At 72.6% G+C, this 12516-nt stretch carries 10 protein-coding genes; all 10 read right to left on the bottom strand.

Features of this window, described 5'->3' with window-relative positions:
- Positions 1-21 precede the first annotated feature (21 nt).
- Positions 22-1521, bottom strand: coding sequence for an adenosylhomocysteinase (gene ahcY, locus H4W31_RS14720; RefSeq protein WP_192767178.1), 1500 nt, complete (start codon positions 1519-1521; stop codon positions 22-24).
- Positions 1522-1875: 354 nt separating this feature from the next.
- On the bottom strand, positions 1876-3051 hold the full coding sequence (manA, locus tag H4W31_RS14715; RefSeq protein ID WP_192767177.1) for a mannose-6-phosphate isomerase, class I: 1176 nt from the start codon (positions 3049-3051) through the stop codon (positions 1876-1878).
- Positions 3052-4023, bottom strand: coding sequence for a cation diffusion facilitator family transporter (locus H4W31_RS14710; RefSeq protein ID WP_192767176.1), 972 nt, complete (start codon positions 4021-4023; stop codon positions 3052-3054). It lies immediately after the preceding gene.
- A gap of 67 nt (positions 4024-4090) precedes the next feature.
- Complete coding sequence (locus tag H4W31_RS14705; protein WP_192767175.1) at positions 4091-5284, bottom strand: SIS domain-containing protein; 1194 nt, start codon at positions 5282-5284, stop codon at positions 4091-4093.
- Complete coding sequence (locus H4W31_RS14700; protein ID WP_192767174.1) at positions 5281-5499, bottom strand: Trm112 family protein; 219 nt, start codon at positions 5497-5499, stop codon at positions 5281-5283. Before H4W31_RS14700 ends, H4W31_RS14705 begins: the two co-directional genes overlap by 4 nt.
- A 66-nt stretch (positions 5500-5565) precedes the next feature.
- Positions 5566-6951, bottom strand: a complete 1386-nt coding sequence (locus tag H4W31_RS14695) for a phosphomannomutase/phosphoglucomutase (protein ID WP_192767173.1) — start codon at positions 6949-6951, stop codon at positions 5566-5568.
- Between the two features lie 273 nt (positions 6952-7224).
- Positions 7225-8718, bottom strand: coding sequence for a hypothetical protein (locus H4W31_RS43750; RefSeq protein ID WP_192767172.1), 1494 nt, complete (start codon positions 8716-8718; stop codon positions 7225-7227).
- Positions 8719-8872: 154 nt separating this feature from the next.
- Positions 8873-9538 (bottom strand): endonuclease V, encoded by a 666-nt coding sequence (locus H4W31_RS14685; protein ID WP_225946614.1) that lies wholly within the window; start codon positions 9536-9538, stop codon positions 8873-8875.
- A gap of 76 nt (positions 9539-9614) precedes the next feature.
- A complete protein-coding gene (locus H4W31_RS14680) occupies positions 9615-10334 on the bottom strand; it encodes a TioE family transcriptional regulator (protein WP_192767171.1) in 720 nt (239 codons plus the stop codon).
- A gap of 125 nt (positions 10335-10459) precedes the next feature.
- Positions 10460-12427, bottom strand: coding sequence for a sigma-70 family RNA polymerase sigma factor (locus H4W31_RS14675; RefSeq protein WP_192767170.1), 1968 nt, complete (start codon positions 12425-12427; stop codon positions 10460-10462).
- Between the last annotated feature and the right edge of the window lie 89 nt (positions 12428-12516).

Genomic DNA, 12516 nt, shown 5'->3' with positions numbered 1-12516 from the left:
GTGCTACCCGGCAGGAGGTGCTCAGTAGCGGTAGTGCTCCGGCTTGTACGGACCCTCGACCGGAATGCCGAGGTAGGAGGCCTGCTCCTTGCTCAGCTCGGTCAGCTTGGCGCCCAGGGCGTCCAGGTGCAGCCGGGCCACCTTCTCGTCGAGGTGCTTGGGCAGCGTGTAGACCCCGAGCGGGTACTCCTCGGTCTTGGTAAAGAGCTCGATCTGCGCGATCGTCTGGTTGGCGAACGAGTTCGACATCACGAAGCTCGGGTGCCCGGTGGCGTTGCCCAGGTTCAGCAGCCGGCCCTCGGAGAGCACGATGATCGAGTGGCCGTCGTCGAACCGCCAGACGTCCACCTGCGGCTTGATGTTGACCCGCTCGACGTCGGACCGCTTGGCCAGCCCGGCCATGTCGATCTCGTTGTCGAAGTGGCCGATGTTGCCGACGATGGCCTGGTGCTTCATCCGGGCCATGTGCTCGTTCCGGATGACGTCGAAGCAGCCGGTCGCGGTGATGAAGATGTCGGCGGTCTCGACGACGTCTTCCAGGGTGGCCACCTGGTAGCCGTCCATCGCGGCCTGGAGTGCGCAGATCGGGTCGACCTCGGTGACGATGACCCTGGCGCCCTGGCCCCGCAGCGACTCGGCGCAGCCCTTGCCCACGTCGCCGTAGCCGAGCACGACGGCGGTCTTGCCCCCGATCAGTACGTCGGTGGCCCGGTTGATGCCGTCGATCAGCGAGTGGCGGCAGCCGTACTTGTTGTCGAACTTGCTCTTGGTCACCGAGTCGTTGACGTTGATGGCCGGGAAGAGCAGCGTGCCGCTCTGCTGCATCTCGTAGAGCCGGTGCACGCCGGTGGTGGTCTCCTCGGTCACGCCCTTGATCGCCGCGGCGACCCGGGTCCAGCGCCGGTCGTCCTCGCGCAACGAGCGGTGCAGCACGCTGAGGATGACGGCGTACTCCTCGGAGTCGGCGCTCTCCACCGGAGGCACGGCACCGGCGCCCTCGAACTGGGCTCCCCGGTGCACCAGCAGGGTGGCGTCGCCGCCGTCGTCGAGGATCATGTTCGGGCCCTGACCGTCCGGCCAGAGCAGCACCTGCTCCGTGCACCACCAGTACTCTTCGAGCGACTCGCCCTTCCAGGCGTAGACCGGGACGCCGGACGGGGCCTCGGGCGTGCCGTCCGGGCCGACCACGATCGCGGCGGCCGCGTGGTCCTGGGTGGAGAAGATGTTGCACGAGGCCCAGCGGACCTCGGCACCGAGCGCCACCAGGGTCTCGATGAGCACCGCGGTCTGGATGGTCATGTGCAGCGAGCCGGTGACCCGGGCACCCCGCAGCGGCTGCTCGGCCGCGTACTCGCGACGGATCGACATCAGGCCGGGCATCTCGTGCTCGGCGAGCTGGATCTCCTTACGCCCGAACTCGGCGAGGGACAGGTCCGCCACCTTGTAGTCGCCCTCCGCGACCGTGGCGGGCCGGGTTCCGGCGGACGGACCACCTGCGGGGGCCGGGAGAGTGCTGGTCATGAACGCTCCTGTCGTACGGGTCTGCTGCGCGACCCTCCACGTTACGCCCCGGCCATCCCGCGCCGGCCTCCGGTCGGGTCGCAATCCGGACAGTCGGGGTGAGCCGGCGCCGGACAGCGCGCGGGGCGGTCGGTTCCGGGCGGACTTTCCACCCGGCCTCCGGCCGCCCCGCGCATCCCCCCGGTTTGGTTCCCCGCGCGTGTCTCGGACCTTGGTCGCGATAACGCTGCGTACTCACAGCGTCACACTGGGCAAGGTAGGTGTCAAGCTGATCCGCAAATTTCCGTTTCGTGGGCACTCGCGTTCTGGCCGTACCGCACGAACCTGGCTCAGCCGAGCCCGAAGGAACCTGCCTCAGCCGAGCCCGACCGAGGCGACGTAGACCTCTCCGGTTCCGCTCACGGTCAGCGGCCCGCCGTCCGCCGGGCCGATCGCCGACTGGCCGGGGCCGAGCCGGGCCGAGCCCGCCCCGTCCGCCACGGTCACCTCGCCGGCCAGGCAGAGCGCGATCCGAGGGCCACGGAGTTCGATCCGGGCCGACCCCACCGCCTCGCCGAGGCGTACGCCGTGCAGCGCGAAGTCGTCCACCGGAACCGGCCAGGTGACCACTCCGGGCGTGACCGGGACCGGTGGAACCACCGGATCGACGAGCACCTCGAAGCGGAGCACCCGGAGCAGTTCCGGCACGTCGACGTGCTTCGGCGTCAGTCCGCCCCGCAGCACGTTGTCACTGGCCGCCAGGATCTCCACCCCGGCGCCGTACAGGTAGGCGTGCAGGTTGCCGGCCGGCATCCAGATCGCCTCGCCCGGCGCGAGGCTGACGTGGTTGAGCAGGAGCGCGACCAGCACACCGGGGTCGGCCGGATACCGCCCGGCGAGATCGCGGACCAACGCACCGGCCTGGGCGTACTGCTCCGGAAGATCCGCCGCCACGACCGCCGCCACCAGCGCCGCCCGGTCCGGCACCGGCCAGCCGAGCAACGTGCGTACGGCCTCGCGCAGCCCGTCCGTACCGGCCCGCAGCGCGTCGACGACCGGATCGAGCGCGGCCACCCCGAAGGCGTCGAGCAGGTCGGCGGAGAGCTTCGGGTCCCGGAAACCGCAGAGGGCCTGGAACGGCGAGACCGCGACCAGCAGCTCCGGCTTGTGGTACGGATCGACGTAGTTGCGGTGGGTCAGCTCCGGATCCGTCATCTCGGCGGCGTAACCGGCCCGGGCCTGCTCGGCGTCCGGATGCGCCTGTAGCGACAGCGGCGCCTCCGGGGCCAGCACCTTGAGCAGGAACGGCAGGCGCTGCCCGAACCGGTCGATCACGTCGGCGCCGAGCCAGCGCCCCGGGTCGGTGGCGAACGCGTCGACCAGGCTCAGCGGCGCCCCGCCGCGGTGCACCGTACTCGGGTCACCGGGGTGGGCGCCGAGCCACAGTTCGGCCTCGGGTCCCGCGCTCGGCGCGGGCCGGCCCTGCAACTGCGCCAGCACCGTACGCGATCCCCACGCGTAGTCACGGATCCGGCCGTGAAGCGGCTCCACTCAGGTCTCCTTGAGCTCCGGAACCCCGTCGGCGGGCTGTTCCACGTTGCGGTAGATGTCCGGCTCCAGATAGATGACCCGGGCGATCGGCACGGAGTTGCGGATCCGCGCCTCGACCGAGTTGATCCCCTCGGCCAGCTCGGCCGCCGTGGCGTACGGCCGTACCGCCACCTTGGCCGCCACCAGCAGCTCCTCCGGACCCAGGTGCAGCGTCTTCATGTGGATGATCCGCTCGACCTCGGAACCCGCGACGATCGCCTGCTCGATCTTCTTCACGTCCTCCGGGCTGCCCGCCTCGCCGAGCAGCAGGCTCTTGGTCTCGATCGCCAGGATGACGGCGATGGTGACCAGCAGCAGGCCGATCGCCGCCGTGCCGGCCGCGTCCCAGTACCCGTTGTCGGTGGCCAGGGTCATCGAGACACCCACCAGGGCGAAGATCAGACCGAGTAGCGCGCCGAGGTCCTCCAGCAGCACCACCGGCAGCTCCGGGGCCTTCGCCCGGCGGACGAACTCCTTCCAGGACGCCTTGCCCCGGACCAGGTTCGACTCCTTGATCGCGGTCCGGAACGAGAACGACTCCAGGATGATCGCGATCACCAGCACGGTCGGCGGCACCCAGTGCCAGCTGTCGATGCCGTGCGGGCCGTCCACCTGCTGCTCGTGGTACTTGTGGTACGCCTCGTAGAGCGCGAAGAGCCCGCCGACGCTGAACAGCACGATGGAGACGATGAACGCGTAGATGTACCGCTCGCGGCCGTACCCGAAGGGGTGTTGCGGGGTGGCGCGGCGGGTGGCCCGGCGCCCGCCGAGCAGCAGCAGCGCCTGGTTGCCGGAGTCGGCCAACGAGTGGATCGACTCGGCGAGCATCGACGAGGAGCCGGTCAGACCCCACGCGACGAGCTTGGTGACCGCGATGCCCAGGTTGGCGAAGAGCGCGGCCAGGATCGCCCTGGTACCCCCGCCCGCGCTCATGTCCCCACCTCGCTCCGTCGGGCGGGGTCCTGGGCCACGGCGGCGCCGGGCCAGGTGGTCTGCTCGCTCACGGGTTGGAGAGCTCCTTCATCTCGGTGATGGCCGGTACCGCCATCGGGTCGAGGCCGTGGGCCAGGGCCAGATAGATCGAGGCGAAGTCGGGTACCGCGGTCAGCGAGGCGAGCCGCTCCAGGGCGGATCCGCCCTCGGCGGTGACCACGTCGCAGCGCACACCCCGCCGCTCGGCGAGGGTCTGCACCGCGTCGGCCCGGCGCTCCTCCACCACGAACGGCTCGTCGGAGTCGTCGTCGGCGTTGAGGCCGCCGTCCCGGAGCAGCACCAGCCGCAGCCTGGTCCCCGTCGGCTCGTTCCCGGGGTCGGCGAAGATGTCCCGGCTCGTTTCGGCGAGGCCGCCGAAGACCCCGTCGAGCAGGCCCACCCGACCCCGGCCCGCCTCGCCGAGCGCACCGGCCACCACCGGGTACCGCGCGTTCGCCGAGAGCGTGTCGCCGAACCGTCGGGCCGCCACCGTCGCCAGCGGGGACGAGCCCCAGACGATCGGCACCGAGCCGGCCAGCCCCAGCGCCAGGGACTTGGCCGGGTTGACGAAGGACTCGGCGGAGGGACGGCACCGGTCGGCCTCGGCGTCCAGCCGGGCCGCCGTCTCGGCCAGGTCCGCCTCGTTCACCTTGACCAGGCCGAGCGCGCGGGCGGCGAGCAGTACCGGGACGGTCAGCGCCCACAGGCTGGCCCGGGCCGGCGCCCGGCGGGGCACCGGGATGAACGGCGCCCGAGCGCCCTCGGCGACCGACTGGAGCTGCGAGTCCGGCGCGCCGATCGCGACCAGCCGGGCCCCGCGCCGGGCCGCGGCCTCGGCCGCGCCGAGCGCCTCCGGGCTGCGCCCCGAGGCGCTGACCGCGATGACCACGTCCGCCGCACCGACCCAGCCGGGAACCCCGGCACTTCGGTGCCCGATGACCGGAACCGGGCAGCGCGGGCCGGCGACCGTGGCCAGGATCTCGCCGGTCCGGGCCGCGGTGCCGATGCCGGCGATGATGACGGCCCGGGGACGGCCCTCGTCGGCGAGGACCCCGAGGTTGGCCTCGGCGGCCAGGGACGCCGACTCGCGGACCTGTGCTCCGGCGGCGGCGGTGTGCCGGAGCATGCCGCCCGGGTCGCTCTCGGACAGCGCGGCGACGTCGTCGAGCAGCGTGTCGTCGACAACCGGGCGGCCGCGCAGACCGGCCGTACCGTCCATCACCGGGGGTCCGTCGTGCCGCTGGCGGCTCCACCCGGCTGTTCCGCGGGGCCACCGCGCGCCTCGTCCAGGAGCAGCACCGGTACGTCATCGCGTACCTCGAAGATCCGCCCGCACTCGGTGCAGGTCAGGGTCTGCGCCGCCGAGTCGTAGTCGAGCGGGGCGTGATGCGTGTCCGGACAGGCCAGAATCTCCAGCAACTGCGGGTCGAGGGCCACTGTGCGGCTCCTTCCACGTTCGTGCGGGCGGTCGAGAACGGCGGTGTCCGACCGGCGCGGAGGATCTTATCGGCGAACCAGCCCGAGTACGTCGTCGCGCAGTGCTGCCATCCGTTCCGGGGTGGGCGCCTCGACGTTGAGTCGGAGCAGCGGTTCGGTGTTGGAGGGGCGCAGGTTGATCCAGGCCCCGTCGGGAAAGCGCATGGTGAGACCGTCCAGCTCGTCGGTCTCCGCGTCCGGGTACGCCCGCCGGACGTCGGCCAGCTTGACCTGCTGGTCCGGTACGGTCGAGTTGATCTCGCCGGAGGCGGCGTACCGCTGGTAGGCCCGGGCCAGGTCGGACAGGGGTGCCTCCTGCTCGCCCAGCGCCGCCAGCAGGTGCATCGCGGCGAGCATTCCGGTGTCGGCGAACCAGAAGTCCCGGAAGTAGTAGTGCGCGGAGTGCTCGCCGCCGAAGGCCGCGTTGGTCCGGGCCATGTCGGCCTTGATGAACGAGTGTCCGACCCGGCTCCGCACCGGCTGCCCACCGTGCTCCCGGACGATCTCCGGTACCGCGCTGGACGTGATCAGGTTGTGGATGATCGTGGCGCCCGGGTGCTTGGCCAGTTCCCGGACCGCGACCAGGGCGGTGATCGCCGACGGGGAGACCGGCGCGCCCCGTTCGTCGATCACGAAGCAGCGGTCCGCGTCCCCGTCGAAGGCCAGTCCGAGGTCGGCGCCGTGCCGGGTGACGGCCGCCTGGAGGTCGACCAGGTTCGCCGGGTCCAGCGGGTTGGCCTCGTGGTTCGGGAACGAGCCGTCGAGTTCGAAGTACAGCGGCACGATGTCCAGCGGCAGGGCCGGCAGAACCGTCGCGCCGAGCACCGCCGGTACGGTGTGCCCGCCCATGCCGTTCCCCGCGTCGATGACCACCTTGAGCGGGCGGATCCCGGACAGGTCGACCAGGGTCCGCAGATGGGCGGCGTACTCGGCGAGCAGGTCGCGGCGGCGCAGTGGCGGGCGGGGCTCCTCGACCGGTCGCGGCTCCGCCTTGTCCAGCAGTGCCTGGGCCCGGTCCCGCAGTTCGGTGAGGCCGGTGTCCTGCCCGATCGGCCTGGCCCCGGCCCGGCACATCTTGATGCCGTTGTACGCCGCCGGGTTGTGGCTGGCGGTGAACATGGCGCCCGGCAGGTCGAGGCTGCCCGAGGCGTAGTAGAGCAGGTCGGTGCTGCCCAGTCCGACGTCGAGCACGCCCAGCCCCTCCGCCCGGACCCCGTCGGCGAAGGCGGCGGCGAGACCCGGGGACGACTCCCGCATATCGTGGGCGATCACGACCGTGTCGCGGTGCTCCCCGGAGGTACGCAGGAGTTGCGCGAAGGCCGCCCCCAACGCCTCGGCGGCCGCCTCGTCCCACTGGCCGGGAACGGTGCCACGGACGTCGTACGCCTTGACGATAGCGGACAAATCAGACAAGATCTCGCCTCTCACCCGGACACCCAGTCAACGGCCTGAGCGTATCGGAGCCGAACGCCGTGGCCCGCCCCAAGGCGATCGACCGGTCGGCCGCAAGCTGGTCGACGCGCCTGGGTACTGCTGATTTTCGCTGGTGGGTGCCGGTTTTCGCTGGTCGGGTCCTGGCCGCGGGTCCCCCGCCGGCCTCCGCTGCCGCAGGGCGGCGGTCCGGCCGACATCGGCGGTGGACGGGGCGCCCCGCCGGGCCGACGGGTTGCCGGGCCGGCGGCCGGCTCAGCGCGGCTTCGGCGGATTGGTGGGCAGGATCAGGGTGGCGTCCGGACCGGGAGCCGTCGGCGGCTGCCCCGGCGAACCGGAATCGGACGCCGTCGGTGACCCGGAACCGGCGGGGGCCGACGCCCCGGAGCCCGACGGAGCCGGCGACGCGGCACCGGAGGGAGCCGGCGAGCCGGGACCGGACGGGGCTGGCGAGCCGGAAGCCGACGGGATCGGCGAGCCGGAAGCCGACGGGATCGGCGAGCCGGGACCGGACGGGGTCGGCGACCCGGAAGCGGACGGGGTCGGCGAGCCGGAAGCGGACGGGGTCGGCGAGCCGGAAGCGGACGGGGTCGGCGGGGCCGGGCGGGGCTGCCGGGGCGGCGTACGGGCGGGCAGGATCAGGGTCGGGTCACCGCCACCGGGTCGCCCCGCGCTCGGATCGGGGATCAGGGTCGGGGTGCCGCCACCGGGTCGCCCCGGAGTCGGGCCGGCAGCACCGGGTCGCCCCGGAGTCGGGCGGCCAGCGCCGGGCAACGCCACGGTCCGGTCACCGCCGCCCGAGGGCAGCATCATGGTCGGATCGGCACCGGTCGGCAGCGCGACGGTCCGGTCACCGCCTCCGGGCAGCATCATCGTCGGATCGCCGCCACCGCTCGCAGCGCCGCCGCCGTACACCGCCGCCGGTCGTGGGGTCGGCGGAACGCGGGTCTGCCATCCACCGGCCGGCGGCCCAGCGGTGGCCGGCTCAGCGGCCGGAGCACGGCGATCCGTCCGGCCGCGCCGGATGAGCAGCACCAGCAGGGCGATTCCGATCACGACCATCACGACGCCGACGATCATCACCATCGCACCGATGCCGAGCGAAGTTCCGGAATCCGACGCCGCGGCGGTCTGGTTCGGCAGCGCGGCGGCCACCTCCTGGGTTGGCACCACAGCCTCCTCGGTGGCCACCGGGCTCTCGACCGGCTCCGTAGTGGGACTCTTCCTGGTTGGCGAGGGGGTCGTCCCGGTCCGGCCGCCGACGCGGGCCGTGTCGGAGTCCCGGCCGAGCAACCTGCCGGCTGCGGTGTACGCCTCCGCCACCACCGTCACCCGGCCGGCCGGCGCACCGGCCAGCAGGCTCACCCGGTACCGGCTGGAGACGCTCTTCCGGGCGCAGAGCACGGGTCGGTCCGGCGCGGTGCGCTGGGTGGCGACCAGCCCGTCGGCACCGTCGGAGACCTGTACCGGACGCCAGTCACCGTCCGCCGCGACCCGCACCTCGACCCGATCGGCGGTCAGCCCCGGCAGTCGGATGCCGAGTCCGGTACGGACGTTCACACAGTCGCCGCCGCGCATCGAGACGTTCACCGTCACCGACCCGGGCGAGCCGCCCGCGTTCAACGCACTGGGGGCCCGGACCCGGACCGTCTCACCCTCGGCGGCGGCCGGAGCCGCACCCAGCGACACCGTCGCGCCGAACGCCACGCAGACGGTCGCCAGCCAGGTCGCTCCACGCCGTACCGACATGCTCACCTCGCTCGTCGCAGTGCAGGTCCGGGCACAGGCTACCGGGGGCCCCGACGCCGACCTCTGTCATGCCCGGCCAGCCATCGAACGAATCCTCGGATCTGCCCGGACGGGTCGGGTCGGCGGTCGGCTACCGGCCGGCGAGCCGATGGGATCAGCCCCGTCCGGCGGATCTGCGCAGCTCGTCGCGGCACAGCCGGTCGGCGGACCGGGTGGTCTCCGGCAACCGGTACCGGGAAGCCAGCCTGAGCACCTGCGCGCAGGCGTTGTCCAGGTCCATCCGGTGGCCGACCGAGACGAAGACCGGCTTGACGCCGTCCTGGGTACGCAGCACCCGACCGACCGGCTCGGTCCCGTCGACCAGCGGCGTCCAGGAGCCGCGTGGCCGGCCCGGTTCGGTCCAGTCCCCGATCAGCGGGGTCTTGCCCACCCCGATCGCCGGTCGACCGGTGAGCACGCCCAGGTGGCAGGCCAACCCGAAGCGGCGTGGATGGGCGAGCCCGTGACCGTCGCAGACCAGCAGGTCCGGCTGCACCGTCAACCGGTCCAGCGCCGTCAGCAGCGCCGGCAGTTCCCGGAACGCGAACAGCCCGGGAACGTAGTCGAAGGCGGCCCGACCGATGGTCACCGCCGTGTCCAGCACGGCCAGGGTGTCGGCGTCGAGCACCGTCACGGCGGCGGCGAGCCGGTCGCCGTCCTCGGCGTACGCCACGTCGAGGCCGGCCACCGTCCGGGGCGCGGTCGGCCCCGGCCCCACCAGATCGACCAACGGCCGTAGCCGATCCTGTACGGCTTCCGCCTCGGCCACCGTACGCGGCATCGCGTTCTTCCCGAGCGTCATGTCCACCGCAGCAGAATGGGTACGGAGTCGCCGCCGGGCAAGTCGATTCGGGTCCTCAACGCGATGCCGAGGGCCGCTGCGCCAGGTAGGTGTGGAGTTCCCCGGCAGCCGCCAGCATGGCGACGCTGCGCGTGGTCAACCGGTCCCGCCACGCGGTCAGGGCGGTCTCCAGCGGACCCACCCCGCCGGCCGCCCGCACCTGGTCCAGCAGCGGGGCGATCTGGCGGAGAAGATATCCGCCGCGACGCAGCTGGTGTGTCAACTGGGCGTCGCGGACGTCCGCCGGGGCGTAGACGCGGTAGCCCGTCCTCGGCTCCCGGTGCGGGTGGACCAGGCCGGCCCGCTCCCACTTGCGCAGGGTGGCGGGGCGGATCCCCAGTCGCCGGGCGAGAGGGCCGACGAACGTCACCCCGGCCTGGGTCGGAACGGGCAGTTCCGTCGCCGTCAGGTCGTGCAGGGCCCTTTCGACCGCCAGCAACGTGTGCCGGTCCTGTAGCGACTGCGCGTGGCTCTCGTCGACCAGCGTGAGCGCGTCCTGTACGGAGTCCTGGTTCACGGCCCGCATGATCTCCGTCGCGGTTGCGTGGCCGTGTGCCGGTACCAGGGCCCCGAAGACCCGGAGCGCCTGGGCGTGCAGCGGGGTGTAGATCCGGTAGCCGTTCGGTGTCCGGTCCGCCGGTGGCAGGATGCCCGCGTCCTCGTAGTTCCGGATCGCCTGGGTGGAGAGGCCGTGTTCGCGGGCCAGATCGACCGGCCGAAGTCGCCCACCGGGCACGGTATCCCCCGCTGTTTGAAAGTTGGCCGGATGAAGGCCAGGTCCACACCCAGGATAAGTCTCAAGGCAGGTTCAACGATAGCGGGGAGGCATCCGGTGCACCCGTACGGTGGCGGTCGTCCGGTTCAGCCGGCCGCCCGGAAGGCCCGCCCCACCTCCGTCGGCTGGGTGCCGCTGCGGAACAGTCCACTGAGGTCCTTGTCCGTGGCGGGCAGGCCGAACCAGGCGTACCGGTGCAGGTACGACAGGCCGCCCAGCATTTTGGTGGAGGCGGTGACGAAGGCCGCCTGCTGCTGTTGGCTCGGGAACCGCACCTTTCCGTCGGAGAAGTCGATCAGGGCGTACTCGGTGAGCCAGATCGGTAGCCGGTAGCGCTGGTACACCGCCTGTAGGTACTGCTTGAGCTGGGACACGGCGTTGGCGGTGACGAAGTCTCCGCCGTACCAGTGCAGTGCGATGAAGTCGACCCGGTGGCCGCGCGACTTCGCACCGGACATGAACCGGTCGAGCCAGCCGCCCGGGGTGGCGCCGCCGAAGGCGACGGCCGGACTGCCGAGGGTGCTTCCGGTGGCGGCGAGCTTCGGCCACAGGGTCAGCGCCTCGTCCACGCTCATGTTCGCCTGGCCGGCCATGTCCGGCTCGTTGAAGCCGAGCAGGTACGGCCCGGCGCTCTTGGCCTGGGCGATGCTGCGGCTGTCGACGTTGTCCCGGCCCCAGATCATCGGCACGAAGTCCACCCCGCTCGGGGTGCTGATCCCCTGGTGGTGCGTGGACCAGGTGTAGTACCAACTCGCCTTCGACTGGCCGAGCGCCTGGCTGACCCCGGAGAAGTTCCAGACCGCGACGCCCTTCTTGTCCGAGGTCCGGGCCGGTCCGGCGGGTACGGCGGCCCGGGTCGAGGTCCGGGCCGTCGGCGTCGGGGTGGCCCGGCGTGGTGTCGGGGTGACCCCGCTGACCGTGGGGGTCGGCGTCGGGCTGGCCGTGGCGGTGGCGCCGCCCGCCTGGTCGGCGGCCGTGCTCTCCGGTGCCGAGGGCTTGGTCATCTGCACCGCCAGCAGGACCGCCACGACGAGGCCGGCGACCGCCGCCGCGACCGTCACGGGCCCGGCCACCCCGTGTGCCCCCATCCCGAACACCTTGCCGAGCCCGCCCGACGGCGCCGCGTGCGAGGCTGCGGACGGCGCGGCACCGGAATGCGACGCGCCCGACTGCCCGATGCTCGGATAGGCAGCGGTCGGTCCGGAAACCGGGCCGACGACGGTGCCGGCGGTGGAACCGGCGGTCACGGCCGACAACTGCTCGGCGAGTCCCGCCGGCAGGGGCAGCAGCGGCAGCCCGGCGAGCAGGCGGTCGACGGGGAGCAGGTCGGCGTCCTGGCGCAGGCACCGGACGCAGTCCCGGATGTGCCGGGACAGCCGCTTGCGCCACAGCGGGCCGGGCTCGCCGGTCCAATCGGCCGTGGCGGCGTACAGGTCGGGGCAGCCGGGTCGGGCCCGCAGCGCGCGGACGACCGTACGGGCGGTGTGCAGTTGTTCCTTCATCCGGTGTACCCGGACGGCCGTGTGCTCGCCGGAGAGTCCGAGCGCCGCGGCGAGGTCGGCGCGGTTCAGTTCGCCGGTCTCCTCCAGCCACCACAGGGCGAGCAGTTCCCGGTCGTCCGGGTCGAGCCAGCGGGTCGCCTCGGCGACCTCGCGGCGCTGGTCGGTGAGACCGAGCCGGAGGATGGTCACCTCGGCGAAGTCGGCGCCCGGGTCGGGTACGTCGTCCGGGCTGCCCGGCACGGCCCCGGTGGCCTGACTGGCCTGGGTGGTCGTCCAGCGCTGCTGCCAGTCCCGGACCTGCCGGACGGCGATGGCCACGAGCCAGGAGCGGAAGGCTGCCGGATCGCGCAGTTCGGACAGGTGCCGCACCAACCTGAGCAGGGTCTCCTGGACCACGTCGTCGGTGTCGGCGTGCCCGTTCATCGCCCGCCCGACGATGTTGTAGACGAGCGGCAGCGAGCTGGCCACCAGCGCGTCGAGGGCACGCGGATCGCCCGCACGGGCCGCGACGACCATCCGGGTGTCGGGCCCGATCCGGCCGGTTCCGGACATGGTTGCCTCACTTCCATCGCTTGCCGACGTCGCCGGGCCGCGCCGGAGACCATCCCGCCCCGGCGCACCCGCCGCCGTGGCGCTTCCGA

Source organism: Plantactinospora soyae (assembly GCF_014874095.1).
Classification (GTDB): domain Bacteria; phylum Actinomycetota; class Actinomycetes; order Mycobacteriales; family Micromonosporaceae; genus Plantactinospora; species Plantactinospora soyae.
This window is presented reverse-complemented; position numbering and strand designations above follow the sequence as displayed.

Bases quoted from the DNA above. Each gene is read 5' to 3' on its own strand.
- ahcY (WP_192767178.1), bottom strand. From the start codon at position 1,521: ATGACCAGCACTCTCCCGGCCCCCGCAGGTGGTCCGTCCGCCGGAACC.
- H4W31_RS14710 (WP_192767176.1), bottom strand. From the start codon at position 4,023: ATGAGCGCGGGCGGGGGTACCAGGGCGATCCTGGCCGCGCTCTTCGCC.
- H4W31_RS43750 (WP_192767172.1), bottom strand. From the start codon at position 8,718: ATGTCGGTACGGCGTGGAGCGACCTGGCTGGCGACCGTCTGCGTGGCG.
- H4W31_RS14685 (WP_225946614.1), bottom strand. From the start codon at position 9,538: ATGCCGCGTACGGTGGCCGAGGCGGAAGCCGTACAGGATCGGCTACGG.
- H4W31_RS14675 (WP_192767170.1), bottom strand. From the start codon at position 12,427: ATGTCCGGAACCGGCCGGATCGGGCCCGACACCCGGATGGTCGTCGCG.